Annotated in this window: 20 protein-coding genes, 1 tRNA gene and 1 pseudogene; 8 read left to right on the forward strand and 14 right to left on the reverse strand. The window is 73.8% G+C overall.

Features of this window, described 5'->3' with window-relative positions; translation table 11 throughout:
- Window positions 1-225: 225 nt before the first annotated feature.
- Window positions 226-2,079, forward strand: coding sequence for a glycosyl hydrolase family 18 protein (locus tag AB0399_RS06820; RefSeq protein WP_366410483.1), 1,854 nt, complete (start codon window positions 226-228; stop codon window positions 2,077-2,079).
- Window positions 2,080-2,193: 114 nt separating this feature from the next.
- Here AB0399_RS06820 and AB0399_RS06825 read toward each other — a convergent pair whose 3' ends face one another.
- Window positions 2,194-3,087, reverse strand: coding sequence for a hypothetical protein (locus tag AB0399_RS06825; protein ID WP_329369157.1), 894 nt, complete (start codon window positions 3,085-3,087; stop codon window positions 2,194-2,196).
- Window positions 3,088-3,244: 157 nt separating this feature from the next.
- On the opposite strand from AB0399_RS06825, the gene AB0399_RS06830 reads away from it, so the two are divergent.
- Entirely contained in the window at window positions 3,245-3,445 is a 201-nt protein-coding gene (locus AB0399_RS06830) for a hypothetical protein (RefSeq protein WP_366410484.1), read from the forward strand.
- Between the two features lie 153 nt (window positions 3,446-3,598).
- Here AB0399_RS06830 and AB0399_RS06835 read toward each other — a convergent pair.
- Both AB0399_RS06835 and AB0399_RS06840 read right to left on the reverse strand, forming a co-directional pair.
- Window positions 3,599-3,975, reverse strand: a pseudogene (locus tag AB0399_RS06835) (peroxiredoxin); the annotation flags it as partial.
- 142 nt (window positions 3,976-4,117) lie between these two features.
- Entirely contained in the window at window positions 4,118-5,083 is a 966-nt protein-coding gene (locus AB0399_RS06840; RefSeq protein ID WP_366410485.1) for a WYL domain-containing protein, read from the reverse strand.
- 92 nt (window positions 5,084-5,175) lie between these two features.
- Between AB0399_RS06840 and AB0399_RS06845 the strand changes: the two genes are divergently transcribed.
- A complete protein-coding gene (locus tag AB0399_RS06845) occupies window positions 5,176-5,541 on the forward strand; it encodes a VOC family protein (RefSeq protein WP_366410486.1) in 366 nt (121 codons plus the stop codon).
- Window positions 5,542-5,662: 121 nt separating this feature from the next.
- Here AB0399_RS06845 and AB0399_RS06850 read toward each other — a convergent pair whose 3' ends face one another.
- Window positions 5,663-6,559 (reverse strand): oxidoreductase, encoded by an 897-nt coding sequence (locus AB0399_RS06850; RefSeq protein ID WP_329374273.1) that lies wholly within the window; start codon window positions 6,557-6,559, stop codon window positions 5,663-5,665.
- Window positions 6,560-6,720: 161 nt separating this feature from the next.
- Here AB0399_RS06850 and AB0399_RS06855 point away from each other — a divergent pair, with 161 nt between their 5' ends.
- Window positions 6,721-7,146, forward strand: a complete 426-nt coding sequence (locus AB0399_RS06855; protein WP_366410487.1) for a hypothetical protein — start codon at window positions 6,721-6,723, stop codon at window positions 7,144-7,146.
- A gap of 106 nt (window positions 7,147-7,252) precedes the next feature.
- Here AB0399_RS06855 and AB0399_RS06860 read toward each other — a convergent pair whose 3' ends face one another.
- Complete coding sequence (locus AB0399_RS06860) at window positions 7,253-8,095, reverse strand: sulfite exporter TauE/SafE family protein (RefSeq protein ID WP_366410488.1); 843 nt, start codon at window positions 8,093-8,095, stop codon at window positions 7,253-7,255.
- 102 nt (window positions 8,096-8,197) lie between these two features.
- Between AB0399_RS06860 and AB0399_RS06865 the strand changes: the two genes are divergently transcribed.
- Complete coding sequence (locus AB0399_RS06865) at window positions 8,198-8,992, forward strand: helix-turn-helix transcriptional regulator (RefSeq protein ID WP_366410489.1); 795 nt, start codon at window positions 8,198-8,200, stop codon at window positions 8,990-8,992.
- Window positions 8,993-9,111: 119 nt separating this feature from the next.
- Here the strand turns inward: AB0399_RS06865 and AB0399_RS06870 are convergent, their stop codons facing one another.
- On the reverse strand, window positions 9,112-10,731 hold the full coding sequence (locus AB0399_RS06870; protein WP_366410543.1) for an EAL domain-containing protein: 1,620 nt from the start codon (window positions 10,729-10,731) through the stop codon (window positions 9,112-9,114).
- 746 nt (window positions 10,732-11,477) lie between these two features.
- Here AB0399_RS06870 and AB0399_RS06875 point away from each other — a divergent pair.
- Both AB0399_RS06875 and AB0399_RS06880 read left to right on the forward strand, forming a co-directional pair.
- Window positions 11,478-12,734: a M6 family metalloprotease domain-containing protein gene (locus AB0399_RS06875; RefSeq protein ID WP_366410490.1), complete on the forward strand. Its 1,257-nt coding sequence runs from the start codon at window positions 11,478-11,480 to the stop codon at window positions 12,732-12,734.
- A 3-nt stretch (window positions 12,735-12,737) separates the two neighbouring features.
- Entirely contained in the window at window positions 12,738-14,054 is a 1,317-nt protein-coding gene (locus AB0399_RS06880) for a M6 family metalloprotease domain-containing protein (RefSeq protein ID WP_329369172.1), read from the forward strand.
- 68 nt (window positions 14,055-14,122) lie between these two features.
- Here AB0399_RS06880 and AB0399_RS06885 read toward each other — a convergent pair whose 3' ends face one another.
- The 5 genes from AB0399_RS06885 to AB0399_RS06905 form a co-directional block, all read right to left on the reverse strand.
- On the reverse strand, window positions 14,123-14,551 hold the full coding sequence (locus AB0399_RS06885; RefSeq protein WP_329369174.1) for an OsmC family peroxiredoxin: 429 nt from the start codon (window positions 14,549-14,551) through the stop codon (window positions 14,123-14,125).
- 209 nt (window positions 14,552-14,760) lie between these two features.
- Window positions 14,761-14,834: transfer RNA gene (locus AB0399_RS06890), tRNA-Lys, on the reverse strand.
- Between the two features lie 56 nt (window positions 14,835-14,890).
- A complete protein-coding gene (locus AB0399_RS06895; protein WP_366410491.1) occupies window positions 14,891-15,472 on the reverse strand; it encodes a bifunctional DNA primase/polymerase in 582 nt (193 codons plus the stop codon).
- Between the two features lie 137 nt (window positions 15,473-15,609).
- Complete coding sequence (locus AB0399_RS06900; protein WP_329369177.1) at window positions 15,610-15,972, reverse strand: hypothetical protein; 363 nt, start codon at window positions 15,970-15,972, stop codon at window positions 15,610-15,612.
- An 81-nt stretch (window positions 15,973-16,053) separates the two neighbouring features.
- Window positions 16,054-16,941, reverse strand: coding sequence for a LysR family transcriptional regulator (locus AB0399_RS06905; RefSeq protein WP_366410492.1), 888 nt, complete (start codon window positions 16,939-16,941; stop codon window positions 16,054-16,056).
- Window positions 16,942-17,111: 170 nt separating this feature from the next.
- On the opposite strand from AB0399_RS06905, the gene AB0399_RS06910 reads away from it, so the two are divergent.
- Window positions 17,112-18,197 (forward strand): FAD-dependent monooxygenase, encoded by a 1,086-nt coding sequence (locus AB0399_RS06910; RefSeq protein ID WP_366410493.1) that lies wholly within the window; start codon window positions 17,112-17,114, stop codon window positions 18,195-18,197.
- Window positions 18,198-18,439: 242 nt separating this feature from the next.
- Here AB0399_RS06910 and AB0399_RS06915 read toward each other — a convergent pair whose 3' ends face one another.
- The 3 genes from AB0399_RS06915 to AB0399_RS06925 form a co-directional block, all read right to left on the reverse strand.
- Window positions 18,440-19,720 (reverse strand): AAA domain-containing protein, encoded by a 1,281-nt coding sequence (locus AB0399_RS06915; RefSeq protein ID WP_329374279.1) that lies wholly within the window; start codon window positions 19,718-19,720, stop codon window positions 18,440-18,442.
- A 110-nt stretch (window positions 19,721-19,830) separates the two neighbouring features.
- Entirely contained in the window at window positions 19,831-21,459 is a 1,629-nt protein-coding gene (locus tag AB0399_RS06920) for a hypothetical protein (RefSeq protein ID WP_366410494.1), read from the reverse strand.
- Window positions 21,456-22,706 carry a hypothetical protein gene (locus AB0399_RS06925; protein ID WP_366410495.1) on the reverse strand — a complete coding sequence of 417 codons (1,251 nt, stop codon included), beginning with the start codon at window positions 22,704-22,706 and terminating at the stop codon, window positions 21,456-21,458. The genes AB0399_RS06920 and AB0399_RS06925 overlap by 4 nt, the downstream gene beginning before the upstream one ends.
- Window positions 22,707-22,759: the final 53 nt, after the last annotated feature.

Raw genomic sequence — 22,759 nt, forward strand, 5'->3', positions numbered from 1 at the left:
TTAAGCACGACTTAAAGGCGCTTGTCATCGCGGCCCGCGGGCGGCCGCGCCCGGGGTGCCGAGCGGGCCGCCGCACCCCGTCGCCACCAGATTGGTCTAGTCCAAGTCTGGTTCAGACCATTGACGTGCACTTGACCAAGGGTTAACCATGCTCGTCGCCCCCTGTTGTTCCTCCTTCTCCCCCCGGAGGTCCTTGTGCAGTCAAGGTCAAGGAAGAGAGTGTTCGTGGCCGCCGCCACGAGCGCCGCCGTCGGACTGGGCTTGTTCACCGCCCTGGTCGGCGGCCTCGGCACCGCGCAGGCGGACTCCGCCACCACGGCCGCGAAGCCCGCGGCCGCCGCAAAGCCCGCGGCCGCCGCCGCGAGCAGCGGCGGGGCCAAGATCGCCTACTACGACCAGTGGAGCGTCTACGGCAACGCCTTCTACCCCAAGAACCTCGACACCGAGGGCCTGGCCGGCAAGCTCGACGTCCTCAACTACTCGTTCGAGAACATCGACCCGACCAACCTCACCTGCTTCGAGGCGACCAAGGCGTCGGACTCCACCAACGAGCAGGACCCGAACGCCGGTGACGGCGCGGGCGACGCCTTCGCCGACTACCAGAAGTCGTTCGGTTCGGACATCAGCGTCAACGGCACCGCCGACGTCTACAACCAGCCGATCGTGGGCAACTTCAACCAGCTCAAGGAGCTGAAGGCGAAGTACCCGAACCTCAAGATCCTGGTCTCGCTGGGCGGTTGGACGTACTCCAAGTACTTCTCCGACGCCGCGGCGACCGACGCCAGCCGCAAGAAGCTGGTCAGCTCCTGCATCAACATGTTCATCAAGGGCAACCTGCCCGAGCAGGGCGGCTACGGCGGCGACGGCAGCGCGGCCGGCATCTTCGACGGCTTCGACATCGACTGGGAGTACCCCGGCTCGCCGGGCGGCCACGTCGGCAACCACTACAGCGCCGACGACAAGGCCAACTACACCAAGCTGCTCGCCGAGTTCCGCACCGAACTGGACGCGTACGGCTCGGCCAACGGCGGCAAGCACCTGCTGCTCACCGCGGCCCTGCCGTCCGGCCAGGACAAGATCGCGAACATCGAGACCGACAAGATCGGGCAGTACCTCGACTACGCGAACGTCATGACGTACGACATGCACGGCGGGTTCGAGGCCACCGGCCCGACCAACGAGCAGGACCCGCTCTACCAGTCGTCGAGCGACCCCTCCGCGGTGATCCCGCCGGGCAACGAGAAGTACAGCACCGACAACGCGATCAAGGCGTGGACCCAGGGCGACCCGGCCTACGGCATCCCGGGCGGCATGCCGGCGAGCAAGGTCACCATGGGCTATCCGCTCTACTACCGCGGCTGGGACGGCGTGGCGGCGGGCAGCAACCACGGGCTCTACCAGCCCGCGAGCGGCCCCTCCGCGGCGCGCGGGATCAGCGCGACCGCCGGGATCGCGTACTACAAGGAGCTGACCGGGGTCGTCGACAACCCGGCCGACACCTACTACGACGCGCAGTCGCAGTCGGCCTACTTCTACAACGGGTCCACCTTCTGGACCGGGCTCAGCGACCAGTCGATCACGGCCAAGGCGAACTACGCGCACTGCAACGGGCTCGGCGGGTCGATGATGTACTCGCTGCTCGACCTGGACGCCTCGGCGACGCTCTTCAACAAGATCGTCACCGCGACCAACGGGTCGGCCTCGGACTGCTCCGGCACGGGTACCACCAGCGGGGGCACCTCCACGGGCACCTCGTCGGGCACCTCGTCGGGTAGCACCGACGGCGGCACCTCCTCCGGCACCACGGCGGGGACGACGGACGGCGGCACGTCGACCGGCACCTCGACGGGTACGTCCACCGGCACGTCCACCGGCACCTCGACGGGCACGTCGAGCGGCACCACCGGTGGCAGCGGCGGCAGTTGCACGCTCGCGTCCTGGAGTTCCAGCGCGGTCTACACCGGCGGCGACCAGGTCTCCTGGAACGGCCACAACTGGCAGGCCAAGTGGTGGACCACCAACGAGGAGCCAGGCACCACCGGCGAATGGGGCGTCTGGAGCGACCTCGGCGCCTGCTGATCGTTCCTCTCACCGGCGGGCGTCCTCACGCGCCCGCCCCACCGGGGCCCGCGTCCTTACTCCCCCCGAGGACGCGGGCCCCACCCATGTGCCGGTTCCGCCGTTCTGCCGTGCTCAGTGCGGGCGTCGGCCGAACCGCGCCGCCACGGACTGCTCCAGGGTGAGGCCGTCGGCGTCGTCGTCCGGCTCCAGGAACGCGTGGATCACCGCCAGCGCGACCGTGCCCATCAGGGAACCGCGGCGGTCGTGGTCGACGACACCGGAGGCGGGGTCGCCGATGGCCCTGAGCGTCATCCCGTCGGTCGCCGCGGACAGCGCGTTCGCCAGGTCGTCGAGGGTGAGCCCCCTGCGCAGCCGTAAGTGCCGCTCGCGGAGCACCGTCTCGTACAGCTTCTTCCACGAGCCGAGGTAGTCCTCGTAGACGGTGGAGATGATCCGGGTCACCTCCTCGTCCCCCTCGGCGGCCGTCATGAGCGCCAGGCCGAGCCGGACGGAGGGCAGCCGGACCCCCTCGGCGGTGTGCTGGTAGGCGATGTCGTGCACGGCCCGTACGAAGTCCGGTCCGTGCACCAGCCGTCTGATGTGGGCGACCCGCCGCTCCCGGAACTCCGGCCGGTAGTTCTCCCGCCACACCGCGAAGGTGATCAGGTCGGTGACGAAGTCCGAGTGCGGGCTCCAGCGGTCGCGCAGCATCGACACCCCGTTGCCGTACCGCGTGAAGGGCTGCGGCCCGGCGGCGAACTCCTCGGCGACCCTGCGCTGCGAGAGGGAACCCAGCAGCAGGCGCTCGCTGTTGACGCGGCTGCGGCCGCCCGGGCCGAGGTGCGCCACGAGCAGCCGCATGCCGGCCGCCAGGAGCGCGGCGGTGACCCGGTCGTTCGCGAGCCGGTCACGCCCCCAGCGGGTACGGCGGTTGAGGTTGCGCAGCACCCCGGACAGATCCTGGTCGTACGGGAAGGGCAGGCCCCGCTTCCCCCGAGGACCCCGCGGCTCGTCCATGTCGTCCATGCCCGGGATGCTGCCCGCTCCCTCGCGCCGCCACCAGGGGCGCAGGTGCGCGGAGTTCGGCCCGGGCGGCCGACTCCACGCGACCGCGGGGAAGCGGCCGCGCCGCCGGTCGCGCTAGACCGGAGGTCCGCCGTCAGTTCCGGACAGGGGATCGAAGATGCTCACACCCGCCATGGGAGCCGCCGCATGGGTTCTGGCCGGCGCCGCCGTCAGCGGCGCCGCGGTCAGACTCCTCCTCGGGCTGCTCGCCGCGCACGCCGCCCGCACGGCACTCAGGCCCGCCGCCCCCTCCGAATCCGCCCACCGTCTCGCGGTACTGCGCGCCCTCCTCGACGAACTGCGCTCCCACCGCCGCTGATGACTCCGCCGGTGCCGAGCGACCCGTCGGCCGGCGCGTTTCCGCCGGACCGAGTCCCGCCGGACCGTGTCCCGGGCCGGTGCCACCACGACCACCGGACGCGAGCGGCGCGCGGGGAGCCGCGGGCGACGCACGGCCATGACCTGCGCGCTCTCAACGGGGGCCGGGAAGTCGCCGGCCGGCGGCTGCGAGCTCGTCGAGGAGAGCGAGGGCGTCGCCGACCGAGCCGGCCGGGTCCGGGACGGGGCAGAGCACGCCGCGTACGGTGCGTTGGCGTCGATCAGCAGGGTCAGGCGCTTGAGGCGGTCGAGTCCGGACGCACGGAAGGTGGGCAGCCGCAGTGCGGTGAGCAGCCGCAGGTCGGCGTCCGACAGCAGGGGGAACGTGATGCCCGCGTGTTCGGCGAACGCGGCGAGTTGGTCCGGACGTTGGGTGCTGACGCCGTACACGCGGGCGCCGCGCTCCTCGAACTCCGGCAGCCGGTCGCGGTAAGTGCACGACTCGAGGGTGCAGCCCGCGGCGCCGGGAACGGGTGCCGCGTCGGGGCCCGCGGGCATCCGGTCGGATAGCCCCTGCCGGAGAGTCGCAGCCAGGGCCTCCGCGAGAAGCCCGAAGGCGCCACGCGGCATCGCCCTTGCTCGCCGAGCCGGTGTGATCGGTGGTTGTGACGGGTCAGGACGTCGGTGAGGGCGCGTAGTGGTGGGCAAGACCAGTGGCGAGGTCGTGAAGGTGGGCCCTGGCTTCGGTGGGGCCGTGCACGGTGATGGCGCTCCCGAACGGCAGTAGTGCCCGCACGTCCTCCAGATGCGGGAAGCGGATCGTCACCTTGTGGCCGGTGGCGGATTCTTCATGGTCGTCCCGGACGAGTCGTCGGCCGAAGATTCGTTGCGCTCGCTCGATCTGGGTCCGGTCGATGGTGGCGCTGACCTCCATCGCGTGCTGGTGTTCCCACTGATCGACGAGCGCTGCGGCGACGGTGGCCAGGGTCTGGCTCTCGCGGATCTGTCGTGGCCGGTCGACTTCCTTCCACGTCGTGATCCGGTCGAGTCGGTACATCCGTGGCACTCGGGCGCAGTCGGCGACGAGATACCAGCTGCCGGCCTTGGCGAGCAGCCCGTAGGGGTCCACGACCAGGTCGCGGAGGCATGACTCGCGTGGGCTGTCGTATTCGATCCGTATCCGGCGACCGCGCCGCACCGGGCCGATCAGCGAAGCCGGGGTCGGGCCGGAAGTACGGGTTCGGAGCCAGGGACGGCTGTCCACGTGCACGACGTCGGTGAGCGGCAGGAGCCCATCGACTCGACGTGGGTGTGCGGCGGCGATCTTGGAGAGCGCGCGCCGGCTCTCGACCGATGCGTCGAGCTCCGCACGTTGCCTCTCGTCCAGCCCGGTGAGCGACAGATGATCACGCTCGCCGGGCGTGAGCCGCGTGAGGTCGAGCCCGGACCCGGGCAGCATGGTCACGCCTCCGAGGCGGCCCCGTTGCGCGGTCACCGGCAGACCGGCGTCGCGGAGCCAGTTCAGGTCCCGGGTGACGGTGCGAAGGGACACCCCCAGCGCCGAGGCGAGTTCCTGTGTGGTCACGGCATTCCTCGATGCCAGGAGCAGCATCAGGGAGAAGAAGCGGTCCGGGGTCACCCACCGAGTTTTTCAGGAATCACGACATGATGCGGCGCATATCCCGGTCAGGCTGGCGGATGCGTACCCACGACCTGCGAGAAGGAAGAACCATGACCACATCCGTCGTGTCCGTCGTCTACGTGAACGACGCTCCCGCGGCAGCGCGTTTCTACGGAGACCTCCTCGGCATGAGCCCGTCGTTCGAGACTCCGGGATACATCACCTTCGACCTTGGGCCAGGCGCTGACCTCGCCGTGTGGTCCGGCCGTTTCGAGGACCTGTCAGCGGACGTCCCGCGTACCAGTGAGGTGTGTCTGGCCGTCGACAGCGGGCCCGACGAGGTCAACGCGATCTTCGAGCAGTGGAGGTCCAAGGGCGTCACGATCCTCCAGGAGCCTCACGATGCGGGGTTCGGGCTGACCTTCCTCGCAGCCGATCCCGACGGGAACCGTATCCGCGTCGCACCGAGGGACTGACGGGCCGCGACGCGGCGGGCGCGCACGAGAGGTGTCGCGCCTGCCGTCGTCCGACTTCCAGAGGACGACGTGCACGCGCACGCGCCCCTGAGCGTCGAGGGCCGTAGGCGGCTCCCTGGCTTCACAGGCGGGCCAGGTCGGTGGGGGACAGGCGCAGAGCGGCGGCGGCGACGTTCTCGGTCAGGTGGGCGGGGTTGCCGGTGCCCGGGATGGCGAGGACGTGCGGGGCGCGGTGGAGGGTCCAGGCGAGGCGGATCTGCGCGGGGGTCGCGCCGTGCGCGCGGGCGACGGCGAGGAGTTCGTCGTCGTACGCGCCGCCACCCGTGGCCGCGGGTGCTTCCCGCCGCTCCCCGGAGATCGCGAAGAACGGCACGAACGCGATGCCCTGCTCGCCGCAGCGGTCCAACAGGCCGTTGTCGTCGGCGCGTTGGTGGTCGAGCCCGTACCGGTTCTGCACGCAGACCACCGGCGCGATCGCCTGGGCCTCGGCGAGGTGCTCGGGTCGGACGCTGGAGACGCCCAGGTGGCGGATGAGGCCCGCGTCGCGCAACTCGGCCAGGGCGCCGAAGTGTTCGGCGATCGACTCCTCGCCCATCCGGCGCAGGTTCACCACGTCGAGGTGGTCGCGGCCGAGCTGGCGCAGGTTCTCCTCGACCTGCCCGCGCAGCTCCCCGGGCGTGGCCGCCGGCAGCCACTCGCCCGAAGGACCGCGCCCGGGCCCGACCTTGGTGACGATGACCAGGTCGTCGGGGTACGGGGCCAGCGCCCGGTTGATCAGCTCGTTGGCGGAGCGCAGCGGCGAGAAGTAGAACGCCGCCGTGTCGATGTGGTTCACCCCGAGGTCGACCGCGCGGCGCAGCACCCTGACCGCCACGTCGCGGTCGATCGGGGCGCCGGCGCCGTTCCCGGCCATGCCGTTGCCCGTCAGCCGCATCGCGCCGAAGCCGAGGCGGTTGACCTCCCGGTCGCCGAGCTTCCAGCTGCCGGCCGCCGCCGCGCTGATCGTCCCCGCCGTCATAGGCGCCGTCATATGCCCTCTCCCCACGCTCACCGGGCCGCCCCCGTGCGGCCGGCGTTGCAGTATGCGGCCCCGCTCGCGGCGTCCGAAAGGCATCCGGGGCGCGGGGAAACTCACACGGCGTACCGGAACGCCCGCGCCGCCGTGATCGTTCTTCCTGCGTGAAGCGCTACCTGATCCAGGGCCGGGAGGGACTGGACGTCGTCCGCTTCGGGCAGGACCGGGCGGACGCCGTCGCCCTGCTCGGCGGCGACCCCGCGGTCTTCCGCCGCCCCGACGGCCCGGAGGACTACTTCTACCTCTGGGGTCTGACCCTCTCCTACGACGACCGGCAGCGGGTGCGCTTCATCTCCGTCGAGCTGGGCCCCGAAGTCCTCTACCGCGGTGTCCGGTTGCTCGGTCCCTCCTACGAGGACGTGCACCGGGACCTGACCGCGCTCGGCCTGCGCGGCGACGAGTCCGAGGCCGGGATCGCCTTCAACGCCCTCGGCTTCGCGGTCCTCGGCGCACCCGACGACCCCGAGGTCCACACCTGGGGCGTCGAGGTCTTCCCCCCGGGCACCGAGATCGACCTCGCGGACTACTGAGCCCCGCCCGCCTCGCCTCCCCGTCACCGCCGTCACGCGGCTCGACCTGGGCCCGGCCGCGGACCGGCGCCGGTGGAGAGCGGGTAGGGCGGGTGCATCCTCCGCGTCACACTCCCATCGCCACCATCACGATCAGGACGACCAGCAGCAGCGCCACGTACGCGGCCGAGTGCACCCGGTCCGGGACGCGGCCGGCGACCCGCCGCACCACCGCGATGGTGGGCAGGGACCCGGCGAGCAGGGCGGCGCCCGCCGCGAGGTCGACGTAGCCGAGCCGGCCCGCGCCGGCGGACGCGGCCGGGCCGGACGTGGAGGTGAGCACGGGCGCGAGCGCGTAGACGAGGGTGCCGGTCAGGGCGACGGGCACGCTGAGCGGGTTGGCCATGGCGGTCGCCTCGGCCATCGGCAGGCCCCGGCGCCGCAGCAGCGGGACCGTCATGACGCTGCCGCCCACCCCCAGGCCCGCGGCCACCAGCCCGATCCCGATGCCGCCGAAGGTGGTGGTGCCGCGGTCCAGCGGCTTCGGCCGTCCCCGGGGCGCCACCGAGAGGAAGCCCTTCCGCAGCAGGCTGTCGGCGATCGTCACCAGGAGGTAGCCGGCGAAGAGCAGCCGCAGCGCGGTGCCGCCGATCAGCGTGGCGGCCAGCGACCCCGCGGCGGCGCCGACCGCGATGAACGCCGCCAGCGGCCAGAGGTACTCGGCGCGCAGCCGCTCCTGCCGCCACTGCGCGAGCGCCGCGACCGAGGCGTTGACGACCATGACCGCCGCCGAGGTCGCCACGGCGACGTGCATGGCGTCCTGCGTCCCCGGCCGCGCGGTGACGGTCAGGACGCCGTAGACGACCGGGACCGTGATGAACCCGCCGCCGAAGCCGAAGAGCACCGTCGTGACGCCGGTCAGGCAGCCGAAGAGGACCAGGGTGAGGAAGGAGGTCAGGGAGGGAAGCACGCATACGACGCTAGGGATCACCCGAGGTGGCGGGCAATCGATGGATTGCCATCTTCCTACGCGCAGCAGACAGCGCCGGCGCTTCCGCGTAGCCTCGTGCGCATGCGCAATGTCCCGCTCGCGGAGGTGGACACCCTCGATCGCGCGGTGCTGGCGATCGGCACCGACTACCCGCACGACCACCTGCTCGGCTGGCACGAGCACCGCCGCGCCCAGGTCCTGTACGCGGCGACCGGCGTGATGCGGGTCGAGGCCGAGGACGGCAACTGGACGGTGCCCACTGCCCGCGCCGTGCTGATCCCGCCGATGACCAGGCACCAGGTCGAGATGACGGGCGTCAGCACCCGCAGCCTCTACATCGAACCGGCCGCGGTGCCCTGGTTCCCCGCGCGCTGCCGGGCCGTGGACGTCTCCGCCCTGCTGCGGGCGCTCCTGCTCGCGGCCGTCGACATGGAGCCGCGGTACCCCGAGCACAGCCGGGACGAGGCCGTGGTCGCCCTCATCCTGCACGAGCTGAAGGACCTCTCCCCGCTGCCCCTGGACGTGCCGCTGCCCGCCGACCCCCGGCTGCGCGGCCTGTGCGAGGCGTTCCTGCGGCAGCCGGACATCCACGACCCGCCCGCCCGCTGGTGCGCCCGGCTCAACGTCAGCGAACGCACGCTGGCCCGCCTCTTCCGCCGCGGCACCGGCCTGAGCTTCTCGCAGTGGCGGCAACGCGCCTGCATCCTGCACTCGTTGCCGCACCTCGCCGCGGGCACCCCCGTCACGCGCGTCGCCGCCCTGCTGGGTTACGACAACCCCGCCGCGTACACCGCCGCGTTCGGCAAGCTCCTCGGCCGCCCGCCGACCGCGTACGCGAACCCGCCTTCCGCGCAGGCGAACCCGCGGACGTCGTAGGCGAACCCGCCTCCCGCGTAGGCGAACCCGCCTCCCGCGCAGGCGAATCCACCCTCCGCGCACGCGAACCCGCCTGCCGGGTCGGCGAATCCGGCTGCCGCGTACGCCAACGCACTTGCTCATCCCAGCAGTTGGGAGATGGACGCGGCGGCCACCGGGCGGGAGTAGTGCCAGCCCTGCCCCGTGTCGCAGCCGATCCGCCGCAGCCGCTCGGCCTGGTCCGCGTTCTCGACGCACTCCGCGGTGACCGTGAGCCCGAGCCGGTGGGCGAGGTCGACCAGCGCCTCGACGATGGTCTCGTCGGCGGGGTTGGGGTGTTCCGCGGACCGGAAACCCTGCACGAAGGAGCCGTCGAGCTTGAGGGTGGAGACGGGCAGCCGGCTCATGTAGGCGAGGTTGGAGTAGCCGGTGCCGAAGTCGTCGATGGCGATGCGCACCCCCATCTCGTGGAGCGCGTGCAGGGCCTGGAGGGGCCGGCCGGCGCTGCCCATGACCGCGGACTCGGTGAGTTCCAGCTGGAGCAGGCGGGCCGGCAGCCCGGTCTCGTGCAGGATCGCGGCGACGTCGGCGACCAGGTCGGAGTCCCAGACCTGGCGGACCGCGACATTGACGCTGACCACCAGGGGCGTGCCGGGCCGCTCCCGCTGCCAGGCGCGGGCCTGGCGGCAGGACTCGGCGAGCACCCAGCGGCCGAGCTGCACGATCGAGCCGTCCTCCTCCGCCAGGCCGATGAAGCGGTTGGGCGCCAGCCGCCCGAAGTGCGGGTGCTCCCAGCGGACCAGCGCCTCCACGCCGCGCACCTCGCCGGTGTCCAGGGCGACCAGCGGCTGGTAGTCGAGCACGAACTCGCCCCGCTCGACGGCCTGCCGCAGCGTGCTGGACAGCGACTGGCGGGTCATCCGGTGCTCGTTGCGCTCCGGGTCGAAGAGCGTCCAGCGGCCCTTGCCGTCGTCCTTCGCCCAGTACAGCGTGGTGTCGGCGGCCTGCATCAGCCCGGTGGGGGTGGTGCCCTGGGCCTCCCGCTCGACCACGCCGATGCTCGCGGAGACCGCCAGCCGGTGCCCGGAGACGTCGAACGGCCGCTGGAACGCGTCGAGTACGGCCTCGGCGAGCGCGGTCGCCTGCCCGGTGCCGGTGGAGTCCCGGAGCAGCAGCGCGAACTCGTCGCCGCCCAGCCGGGCCGCGAGGTGGCCGCCGGGCCCGGCGCAGGCCAGCAGCCGGTCGGCCACCGCGGCGAGCAGCTCGTCGCCGACGCGGTGCCCGAGCGTGTCGTTGACCGCCTTGAAGCCGTCCAGGTCGAGGTAGCACAGCCCGATCCGGCCGGTGCCGCGCTCCGGGGCCCGCGCGAAGGCGTCCGCCAGCCGTTCGAAGAACAGCGCCCGGTTGGGCAGCCGCGTCACCGGGTCGTGCATCCGCAGATGCCGCAACTGCCGCCGCAGCGAATCGCGTTCGCTGACGTCCTCGACGGTCAGCAGCAGCGCGCGGCTGTCGGTGCGGGCCAGGGACAGCTCGGCGCGCAGGTCGGTGCCGTCGGCCCGGGTGAGCCTGCGGGTGCAGCGCAGCCGGCGCCGGCTGCCGGTGAGGACGTCGTCGAAGGCGGTGCCGGCGTGCGGGTCGCCGGTGAGGCCGAGCAGCACGCGCGCGTCCGCCGACACCATCCGCTCCAGCGGTACGCCCAGCAGCCGGCCCAGCGCGGCGTTCGCCGCGAGCACGCCGCCGTCGGGGCCCAGCAGCGCCATCGCCGACCGGGCCACCGCGAAGGCGGCGCGGTAGTCGGTCGGCTCCGCGGCGTACGAGGACCGGCGCAGCCGATCACTGCGCGTGATCGTGGCTGCTGTGCTGTCGGGCTCGACGCCGGGGCCGCCCGCGGGTCCGCCCATGGACTGCTCCCTGTTCGCACTTCCGTCACTCGCGATCATATGGGCTGGCGGAGTTGGTGATCCAGCGCCGCTCTGGTGATTTCCCGCACGGATGCCCCCCAGGCGACCGTTTCTGCGCGTGCGGGTCGAGCACGTGAACGCTCTCCGCACATCATGACGCAGCGTAGTCACCCGGAGGAGTGGTGTCGCGGCCGGCGCAGGCGCTCACCCCCGTCCGATCGGCCGCGCCGGTCGTACGTTTTCGCTCCCCGCGCCCCCGCGGCCACTCTCGCGCTCCGGGCCCTGCCGCGCACGCGCTCCACCGCCCGCCGCTGACGCGCTCCGGGCCCCGTTGCCCGCGTGTTCCGGCTCCCGCCGCCCGCACGTTCCGGGCCCGCGCCACCCGGGCGGTCGTACGGCCCCTCGGCTGCGCCGCCGCGCCACTCCGGCGGCAACCCGCACGGAGCATCCGAAACCGACAAACCGCCACAATTCATAGCAATGTGGGGAAGGTCCCGGACCGAATCCCGAACCTCCCGGAGGTCCTTGTGCGGCGGTCAGACCTCGCGTCAGACAACCCGGGGGACGGCGCCCCCGGAACGGGCGCCGTCCCCCGGTCGCCGGGCGTGCCGTCCGGCGCGCGGCGCCGGGTCCTGCGGGCGTTCGCCGCCGCGTTCGCCGGCTTCTCCGCGCTCGTCGCGTGGACCTTGATGACCGGTCCGGCCGCCGGCGCCACCGAGAGCAGCGCGTGCCTGCTGCCGCGCACCGCCGTGCACCACTCCGAGGGGGTCGACGGCTGGGACGGCGACTACGCCCGCCCGGCCGGCGACGTCAAGGCGCTGATGGTCTTCCTGTCCTTCCCCGGCACCGACCCGCAGCTGACCCCCGCGCAGGTCGCCGCCGACCACTACCCGGCCACCGGCCGGTTCTGGGCCAACGCCTCCTACGGCCAGTTCCGGCTGCACCTGCACGCCGAGACCCGCTGGCTGCGGATGCCCCACCCGGCGACGGACTACCTGATCAGCCGGAACTGGGACGCGGCCGACCGCGACGCCTACCTGCGCGACGCGATCGCCACCGCCGACCCGTCGGTGGACTTCGCCGGCTACGACGTGATCTACCTCGTCGCCGACCCGGACGCGCCCGGCGTCGACTCCGACGCCACCAAGGTGGTGAACCTCGCCACCCCGATCAACGTCGACGGCAACCCGGTCCGCCGGATGGTGACCGTCTTCGAGCACCACCCGCCGGACCGCAACGTGCTCGCCCACGAGACCGGCCACATCTTCGACCTGCCCGACCTGTACTACCAGCCGCCGCCCGGCAGCAACGCCGACTGGGACACCCACGTCGGCGACTGGGACCTGATGGGCAGCCAGTTCGGGCTGGCCCCCGACCCCTTCGCCTGGCACAAGTGGCGGTTGGGCTGGCTCGGACCGGACCAGGTCGGCTGCATCGTCGGCATCGGCACCACCTACCACGACCTCAGCCCCGACGAGACGCCCGGCGGCACCAAGCTCCTGGTGGTGCGCACCGGCGAGGACACCGCGCTGGCGATGGAGGCCCGCACCCGTACCGGCAACGACCGCGCCTCCTGCAGCGAGGGCGTCCTGCTCTACGACGTGCGCTCCGACCGCGAGTCCGGCGACGGGCCGATCGACGTGATCGACGGCCATCCGGGGCACTCCGCGTGCCCGGCCACCTCCGTCTACCCGCCGCTGGCCGACGCGCCGCTGGGCGTCGGCGAGTCGTACACGGTGCCCGGCGGCAGCACCCAGGTCACCGTCCTCGGCCGGCAGACCGACGGCACCTGGTCGGTCCGGGTCACCGAGGCCGCCACCCAGGCCACCAACCAGCCGTCCGGCGTCGGCACGGTGGACTGACCGATGGCCGGCCGCTTCCGTTCCGGCGCCCGGGACCGCTCCCGCCCCCGCGCCCGCTCCGGCACGCAGACCAGGACCGGCGCCCGCTCGCGCCCCGGCATACGCGCCGCCGCCCTCGCCGCCTGCGGCCTGCTCGCGGTCGGGTCCACGGTGATCGCCGAGCCCCGGCTGGTCGGCTCCAACGCCGCGCCGCCGCCCGCGAGCCGCCCCTGCGCGCTGCGCGCCAAACCCGGCGTCGCCATGTCGGAGGGCTTCCCGCCGCACCCGTACCACGGCACCGACGAGGAGTTCGCCCCCTCCACCGGCAAGGTCCGCGCGCTCACCCTGCTGATCGACTTCCCCGACGCCAAGGCCCCCTACAGCGCCCGCGAGCGGTACTCCGAGTTCTTCCCGGCGGTCAAGCAGTGGTACGCCACCGCCTCCTACGGCCGGCTCGACTACCGGTCGACCCCGGTGCTGCGCTGGATACGCATGCCGCGGCCCTTCTCCGCGTACGGGATCGGCCGCGGCTACGGCTGGGACGCGCACACCGAGATGATGCGGGACCTGATCAAGGCCGCCGGCACGAGCGTGGACTTCCGCGGCTACGACATCGTCAACATCCTCGTCACCCCCAACGCCGGGCCACCGGCCGACCAGGCGGTGCTCTCCGTGACCTGGACCGGCGCCTCGGCCGCCACCACCGACGACGGCACCCACCTGGACAAGGTCTCGCTGATCTACGGCCACGACCAGTCCGGCTTCCGCGTCCTGGCGCACGAGAACGGCCACGCGCTCGGCCTGCCCGACCTCTACTCCGCCGACGACTTCCCGCGCACCGACCGCCTCGCCGGCCAGTGGGACACCATGTCGCTGGACTGGGGGCTGCAGGGCGACCTGCTCGCCTGGCACAAGTGGAAGCTCGGCTGGATCGACGACCGGCAGATCGACTGCGTCACCACCGCCGGCACCCGGACGTACAAGCTGCGGCCGATCGAGGTGCCCGGCGGCGGCAAGGCGGTGGTCATACCGTTCGGCGACACCACGGCGTACGTCCTGGAGCTGCGCGAGCCGCTGGGCAACGACAAGGACGCCTGCCGCAAGGGGATACTCGCCTACCGGGTGCGCACCGACGTCGACTCCGGGAAGGGACCGGTCACCGTCGAGGACGCCCATCCGCTCACCGGCGCCTGCGACTTCAGCAGCGCGTCGTTCAACTCCCTCAACGACGCGCCCTTCACCCCCGGCGAGGGGTGGACCGACACGGCGGACGGCTTCGACTTCAAGGTGCTCTCACCGGACGCGGCGGGCGACTGGCGGGTGCGGGTCACCCGCCGCTGAACCGGGCCGATCGGCGGACCGGCCGACCGCGGGAAAGCGGGGCCGGCCGAGGCCGATCGGGAGGGCGATCAGGAGAGCAGTTCGGCCTCAAGGGTGATGTTCACGCCCGCGAGCGCCTTGCTGACCGGGCAGTTCGCCTTCGCGTCCTGCGCGGCGGCCTCGAACGCCTCGGCGGTCAGGCCCGGCACGCGCGCCGTCACCGCGAGGGTGATCCCGGTGATGCCCTCACCCGGCTGGAACGTGACGTTCGCCACGGTCTGGACGGTCTCGGGCGGGGTGCCCGCGCCCGCCAGGCCGTGCGAGAGCGCCATGGAGTAGCAGGAGGAGTGGGCGGCGGCGATCAGCTCCTCGGGGCTGGTCTTGCCGTTCGCCGCCTCGGCGCGCGACGGCCACGACACCTCGTACGTGCCCACGCCAGAGGTGTCCAGCGAGACCGTCCCGGCGCCGCCCATCAGCGGGCCCTTCCACTGGGTCGTCGCGGTACGAGTGGTTGCCATGGTGAAGCCTCCAAGAGTACGAACCGGCAGGCGGCTCGCGCCGCCGTAGGAACGCTACCTCGCGGCGGGGCGGGCGCGGGCGAAGGCACCGGTGCGCACGAGGAGTTCGCGCGGCGTTCGGGTACCCGGTGCGGCGAGAGGTCCGGATTCCCGGGTTCCCGGGCACGACGAAGGCCCTCCGCTTCCGCGAAGGGCCTTCGTCTCTCAGGTGCGCCGCCAGGGACTCGAACCCCGGACCCGCTGATTAAGAGTCAGCTGCTCTAACCAACTGAGCTAGCGGCGCCTGCTGACGTCGTAGACATTAGCACCCGCTCCAGCAGGGTGTGAAATCGATGGACGTCAGCTCGTTGCGGGTGCGCTGACCAGCGGCGGAACCGGCGGCACCGGCCGTGGCCGGTCCTGCCGGACCGCCCTGACGCAGGCCCACAGCAGCACGTCCGCGCGGGGCAGCCAGGGCTTGCGGGTGTCCGGCGCGACCACCCAGCGGGAGCGGCCGGTCTCGGGGCGCGGACCGCTCCCGCCGGCGGGCGCGCAGTCGTAGAGCGGCGGCACCGTCACCGCGTCGCCGCGGCCGTGGCAGAGCAGCGGCGGCACCCGGCGGCCCCACTCCTCCCACTCCAGCAGCGCGGGCAGCCGGTGGGCGGTGCCGGGCGCGGCCAGCACCAGCACCCGGCCGCGGTGCACGGCGGCGGGGCCGCTGCCGGGGCCCGCCGACCATAACTGCTCCAGCACCCGCCGCCCGAAGAGCAACGGCAGGTTGACCACGTCGAAGGCGGTGCCGCACGGCAGTACGCTCGGCGCGGCCGGGCGGGCCGCCCACAGCGCCTGGACGCTGCGCGGGAAGGCACTGGCGGAGGCGAGCCACTCGGCGCCCGCCGAGGTGACGTACGCGGTGTGGTGCTGACGCTGGATCTCGTCCATGGAAACTACATCTACCGACTGCATGCTTGCCCCCCGGGAGAATCCGGCGAAAGCGGGACAGGGGCGGCGCGGGGGAGTACCTTGCCCCGTCGGAGAAGCGGTCGGGGGAACGGCCGGGGGCGCGGTCGGCGGCACGGCTACGGGGTGGCGCCGCCGCTCTTGATCAGGCCCTCGCCGTACTCGACCATCTTCTTCGCGTAGTCCTCGGTCCATCCGGCCCGCTCGGCGAGCTTCGCGAACGTCAGCCGGTCGAAGCGGCGCGGGTCCGCGAGTTGGGCCGCCGCCATCGCCTGGAAGTCCGTGGCGCGGTCGGCCGCCGCGCGGAACGCCACCGCCAGTTCGGTGGCCCGCTCCAGCAACTCCCGCGGGTCGTCCATCGACTCGAGGTCGAAGAACCGGTCCGCCCCCTCCTCCGGTGCCGCCCCCGGTTCGAACAGCAGCGGAACGGGCCGTTTCGGCCGCTCGCCGCCCGGCCGGCCCGCCTGTGGCGGCTGGCTCATCCCTACCTCCCAAGCTCGGCAACCCTTCCATTGTCCCGCACCCACCCTCCGCCTCTCCGGGCCGCCGGCGCCGGGAAGGCGTCAGGGGGCGGGGGTGAGGGTGGTCGTGATGAGGCCGCGGAGCCAGTGGTGGGCGGCGTCGCGGTCGTGGCGGGCGTGCCAGGCGAGGACGGCGGGGACCGGCGGGGTGGGGCCGGGGAGGGGGTAGGTGCGCAGGTGGGCGGGGAGGACGTGGCCGGTGAGCGTCTCGGGGGCGACGGTGAGCAGGGGGTGGGCGGCGACGGCGCCGAGCGCCAGCGCGAGGGTGGGCACGGTGAACGCGACGTGCCGGCGCCGGTGCTGGGTGTCGAGGAGGTCGTCGATGCGGTCCCGGGTGCGGCCCCGGCGGGAGACGACGACGTGCGCGAGGGACGCGAACCCGTCCCAGGTGGTGGGGTCGTGCGGCAGGTCGCGGCGGCCGACGGCGGCGAGCCGGTCACTGAACAGCGTGGTGGAGCGGGTGTCCGCGTGGTCGGGCGCGGTGTCGCCGATCTGGATGTCGACGCGGCCCCGGCGCAGCTCGTCGGCGGTGGTGGCGCCCTCCGCGAGCAGGCGCAGGCAGACGCCGGGAGCCGTGTCGGCGAGTGCCGCGGCCAGGCGCGGCAGGAGGGCGCCGGCGACCACGTCGTTGCACTGGAGGGTGAAAGTGCGCTCCAGCGTGGCGGGGTCCACCTCGGCGCTCGGGGTGAGGACGCTCTGGGCGCGCGTGACGAGCCGGTGGACCTCCTCGCGGACCTCCTCGGCGTACGGGGTGGGCAGCATCTGCCGGCCGGAGCGGACCAGGATCTCGTCCCCGGTCGCCTGCCTGATCCGGCTGAGCGTGCGGCTCATGGCGGGCTGCGAGAGGTGCAGCCGGTCGGCGGCGCCGCTCACGCTGCGCTCGTCGAGCAGGGCGTCCAGGGCGGTGAGCAGGTTCAAGTCCACATGCATGGAGGTAATGCTAGCTATCCGAAGTATGCATTTGAAGTTATATGAGTGCGCTTGTTGACTGGCATCAGTGCTGCTCCGGGCGCGGGGGCCTTCGGGCACCCCCGGCTCGTCGGAGCATGTCGGGCGCGTAGGGCACGTCGGGAAACACGTCGGGAAACAAGGAGGCAGCGATGCGTACAGTGATCGCCGGAGGCGGCCTGGTCGGGCTCACCGCAGCGGCATCCCTTCAGTCGATCGGCCACGAGGTCACGGTGCTGGAGCAGGCGCCGGAGGTGCGGGCCGCGGGCGCGGGGATCGGCCTGTGGCCCAACGCACTGCGCGAGTTCGACCGGATCGGCGTCGGCGCCCGGCTGCGCGAGATGGGCGCCTGGATCGACACCTGGTTCTTCGACCCGGCCGGCCGCCCGCGGCGCGCCGCCGGCTACGACGCCGACGACCACCGCTTCCTGCTCGTGCCCCGACCCGGCCTGAACCGGCTGCTCGCCGACCGGGTCGGCCGGGACCGTATCCGCCTCGGCGCCCTGGCCACCGGCTACACGGAGACGGACACGGAGGTCGTCGTCCACGTCGACGGCGGTGCGGACGTACGGGCCGACCTGCTGATCGGCGCCGACGGCGTCCACTCCCGTATCCGTGCCGTCCTGGTGCCGGGCAGCCAGGCCGTCGCGCACGAAGGGCACTTCGCCTGGCGCGCGGTGGTGCCCGCGGGGCGGGAACGTCCCGAGGGCAGCGTGCTCACCATCGGGCGGGAGCGCGCCCGCGGCGGATACGCGCCGGTCGCCCCGGGGCAGACCATGTGGATGGTCAACCAGTTCGAGGCCGGCCCGCTGACCGGCACCAAGCGGGAGCGCGCGCTGGCGCGGGCCGCGCACCTCGCCGAGGCGGGCTGGCACGAGGACCTGCTGGAGATGATCGCCGCGACCCCGGAAGAGGCCATCCTGGAGAACCAGATCACCCTGGTGCCCCCGCTGCCGCGCTGGACGAGCCCGCGGGTCGCGCTGATCGGTGACGCCGCCCACGGCCTCTCCCCCCACATCGCCGCCGGCGGCACCCTCGGCGTCGAAGACGTCGGCGTGCTCCGCGCCCGCCTCTCCGACAGCCCTGACACCGCGACCGCCCTCACCCGCTACGAGCAGCAGCGTGCCGCCCGCTTCGACCAGGTCCGCGAGCACTCCGCCGCGGTCGAACTCGCCTCAGACGCCGCCGAGTTCGCCGAGCGCTACGCCGCGTTCAGCCACTGGATGCTCACCACCTGACCGCCGGCGGGTGGTCGGGAATCCCCGCCGCTGGGGGAGGGCGCGCGGGTCGGGCGGGCCACAACCTTGGCCGGTCGTGAGGTTCCCTCGCCCGTTGGGGGATGCGGTCCTTCCGCGGAGGAGCCGCACGTACTCAGGGGCGTTGGGGGCACCTCCCGGCGATGCCAGGGGGGACCACCAGCCGTGTACCGGCAGGTGGTCCTCCGACCGGCTGAACGCACCACCCCGGAGGGTCCAGCTCGCTACGACCGCCAGAGCGTGCGGTGCTCGGCGAGGTGGGCCAGGACCGAGTGGTTGGCCTCCCAGCCGTCGGGGAACTTGACGGTGACGCCGAGCCGGACCGGCTCGGAGGAGGGGTGCTCGTCGAGCAGGTCGGCCACCCCGGCCCGGCAGACGACGATGCAGGCGTGCCGATGCCGGGACGCCAGCACGCACAACCGCCCGGTTTCGAGGTGGAACGCGGTGGCGTCGGGACGCCCGGACAGCGGGTGCAGGACGACCGTGACGTCGAACTCCCGCCCCTGGAGCCGGTTGGCGGTGTCCACCGCGACCCCGGCGACCCCGAGGGCCGTGAGCGCGGCGCGCACCGCGGCGGCCTGGTCGCGGTGGGCGGTGCCGACCGCGATCCGCTCGGCGGTGAGCGGCGCGGGGTCCGGGTCGGGCGCGGAGTACGTGAGCCCGCCGCGGTCGAGCAGGCGGCGGACGAGCAGCGCGACCGCCCGTACGGCCTCGGGGTCGGTCCGCGGGGTGTGCCGGGCGGGCAGCTCCAGCAGACCCCAGCCGCTCTCCGCGGCCTCGTCCAGGGTGCGGTCGAGCCCGCCGCCGTCGCCGCGCACGCCGAAGCCGAGCCGCCGGTCGCCGGGCCCGGTGCCGCTGCGGAACGGCGTGTACGGATAGAACGCCCGCGACACCAGCGGAGCGGCGGACGCGGGCAGCCGCCAGGACACCGGCAACCGGTGCTGCGGCAGGCCGGGGTTGTGCGCGAGCAGCGTCACCACCGCGCTCGCCGACGGGTCCCAGCTCAGCCCGGCCCACTGCTCCGCGCCCACCACGCTGAACGGGTCGAGCTGGCCCGGATCACCCACGAACAGGGCGCGTTCGAAGAGCCCGGCGACCTGGAGCAGCGCGTCCGACCGCATCTGGTACGCCTCGTCCACGATGGCGTGCCGCCACGGCTCGACGTCCTTGACGTACGCCCACTTGGCCGCGGTCGCGATCACCACCGCGCGGTCCCGCAACTCGGCGACGGAGGTGGACTTCGCCAGGGACGGGTGGCGGTCGAGCGCGGGGTCGGGCGGCGAGTCGGTGCCGTGCAGCCGGCCCACCGGCAGGTCGGGGTCGGCCGTGGCCAGCCGGTCGGCGAGGTCGTCGACCTGGGCGTTGGTCTGCGCCACGATCATCAACGACTCTCCCGCCGCGGCCAGTTCGCGCGCCGCGCGCACCACGAGCGTGGACTTGCCCGCGCCCGGCGGCGAGTCCACGACGACTCCCCGCGCGGTGCCGTGCAGGGTGCTCGCGAGGATCGCCGAGGTCGCCTCGGCGGCGGCCCGGCCCGGGTCGAACGGCTCGTCCGCGCCCTGCGGGCCGTACGCCCCGCCGGCGGCGGCCGTGCCGGGGCTTCGCACGGGCTGGGTCACAGGTAGTCCTCCGCGGTCACGGGGTCGGGGGCGGTCGGGGCGGGCTCCGAGCCGGGCGGGCCGCCGTGCGTCCACGGGGTCTGCTCCGCGTCGGGGAGGGCCGGGCCGCTTCTCGGGTCGTGCTCGAACAGCGTGAAGGTGACCGTGTCGCCGGGGGCCGGCACCGAGCCTTCCCGCGGGGTGCGGCCACTGCCCATGCCGCCGGTCAGCTTCACCCGCACGCTCCACGCGGGACCGTCCGCGGCAGCGCCGTCGGGGGTGCCGGCGCTGGCACTGAGGCCGTCGGTGCCGTCGGTGTCCGGGTCCCCCGCCGTACGCACCTCCAGCGCCGTACGCACCTCCAGCACTTCCGCCCCCTGCGCCGACTTCGCGTCCGGAAGCGCGCGGTACGCCTTCGCGCCCGGCTCGGCCTGCGGCAGGTCGTCGGTGGCGATCGTGAGGAGGGGCCGGGGCATGGGGCGGCGGCCCTCGGACCAGGTCATCTCGACCTCGACGACCGTGCCGGTGAACGCCTCGCCGGACAGCCGTCGCGCCGCCATGGCGAGGGGGTCGTCCAGCGCTTCCTGGGCGGCGAGTCGGGCCTGCGCGGTCTCCCGCCCGGCGAGCTTCTGGGCCGCGGCGATCGCGTCGTCCCGCTTCGGCTGCGGCGGCTCGCCCGCGCCGACCCGGTCGCGGTGCCCGGTGAACGACCAGCGGTCCCGCTTCCACCGCTCCTCGACGTGCGCGCCCTCGGGCAGCGCCCGCAGCAGGTCGAGTCCGCGCCACATGTCGTCCCAGGTGGGGCGGAGCTGGGAGGCGACCAGATCCCGTATCCCCGCTTCGGCGGCGGCCCGCTCGGGCGCGGTGCGGGCCTTGTCGTAACGGGCCTGGGCGGGGGCGAGGACGCGGTTGTCGAAGACCGGGTCGGTGGCCGGGCCGGCCGGGGGGCTGAGCAGCAGGCCGTCAGGGGCGCGGCCGGTCTGGGCGCGGGCGGCGGCGGTGGGCCCGTCGAGGCCGGGCGGCGGGTCGATCCAGCCGAGCAGGGCACCCAGGTGCTGGTCCTCCATGGCGCTCTGGCCGGTGGCCCAGTGCCGGGTGAGCAGGTCGGTCATGGCGAGCAGCAGGCCGCTGCCGGGGGTGCGGGCACGCTCGGCGTAATGGGTGAGCCAGCGGCCCAGCAGCGGCACGGGGACCGGCACCGGGTGGGGGGCGTCCGGGTCCTCGACGGTGCGCAGGAAGCGGGTGGAGCGGCCGACCAGCCGGACGTACTCCAGGGCGGCGCCGTTGGGCACGACGACCTGGAGGGCGTCCGCGCACAGCTCGGTCTCCTCGCGGTTGCGGGTGGCCGGCTCGACCTCCACCTCGTCGCAGTAGCGGTCCAGCGCGAGGAGCAGTTCCCGGGCGAGCCCGGCGAAGAAGCCGAACCGCAGCTCGCGGTCGAGCGGTTGCGGCACCACCAGCAGCTCGGGCGCGTCCCGGTCGGTGCCGATCATCGCGCCCAGCGGCGCGCCCGCCTCGCCCGCGGTGGTCAGCGGCACCAGCACCAGCGGCCGGTCGGAGAGGTGGCAGTGGCGTACGGTCGCCGCCGGGACGGCCCGCCGGGCGGAGACCGCCTCGGCGCGGGCGAGGGTGTGCAGCGCGCTCACGCCGGGCCTCCCGGCACACGCCCCGCGCCGGCGGCAGGCTGCTCGGCGGCGGCGGCGGTGGCGGCCGGCGCGCGTGGCGCGCGTGGCGCGGGCGGTCGGGCCGGGACCTGAGCGGCGGTGGGGGCGGTGGCGTCGTCGCCGGCCGGGCCGGGCGCGGCCTCCGCCACGGCGGACATCGCCTCCTCGCGCAGCGCGGCGGCCCGGCGCAGGGCCGCGACCGCCGGGTCCCGCGGGTCGCCCGCGCGGCCGTGCGCGGCGGCGAGCACCGCCTCGACGGTGGTGAGGTCGCCGAGCTCGCCGCGCAGCGAACGGCCCAGGGCCTCGACCCTGCCCGCCGCGCGGGACCGGTCCCGGCAGTGGAAGGCCAGCTCGCAGGTGGACAGGCACTCGGGGGCGTACGCGGCGGGGACGGTGTCCACGGCGGCGGCCAGCTCGGCCCGCGGCCGGGTCGGGGTGCGGCCGTCGGGCGTGTACGACAGGTCGAAGGTGGTGCCCTCCGGCAGCAGGTCGGTGATGTCCGAGATCCGGGTGAGCCGGGTGAGCTGGCGGCGGGTGACGGCGAGCTGCTTGCGGATGTCGACCCGGTCGGCGGTGGGCAGGTTGGAGAAGTCCTTGGGGCAGACCAGCAGGATGTCGGCGCGGGTCCGGCCCGGGTCGACGGCGTCCAACGCGAGTACGTAGACCGCCGACTGCCGGGCCGCCGCGCCGACCTTCATCGCGTCGGCGCCGCCGTCCAGGATCGGGAAGGACTTGATCTCGACCACGGTCCAGGTGCCGTCGGGCGCGATCACCACCGCGTCGGGTTCGAGGTGGACCGTGGAGCCCGCGACGTCCAGGGCGAGCAGCGGGTGGTCGAGCAGGGTCCACTCGCCCGGTACGGCCTCGGCCAGCGCCATCCGGGTCCTGGCCACCCGCCCCTCGGGTCCGGGAGCCGACAGGTCGGGCAGCGACGCCTTGCCCTCGGAGCCGAGCAGCCGCAGCAGTTCGGCGCATCCGTCGGCCTTGACCCGCGCCTCGAAGGCATGGCCGCGGGAGAAGGCGAACCGGGACTGGCCGAACCGGGCGGGGGAGCCGAGCGCTTCGGCGACCGCGCCCTTGTCCACCCCGGCGGCGTCCATCACCGCGCGGCGCTTGCAGCCGGGGTTGGCGGCGAGCGCGGCCAGCGCCCGCGCGTCCATCGGGCGGGATGCGGTGGTGGGGCCGCGCAGGACGGCCAGCCGCTCCCGCAGGGAGTGCGTAGTGCTCACCCGGGAGAGTGTGGCATCCGGCAGTGACAACCGGGCCCAGGCGGCCCGGAACG

The organism is Streptomyces sp. NPDC088194 (assembly GCF_040702025.1).
Lineage (GTDB): Bacteria > Actinomycetota > Actinomycetes > Streptomycetales > Streptomycetaceae > Actinacidiphila.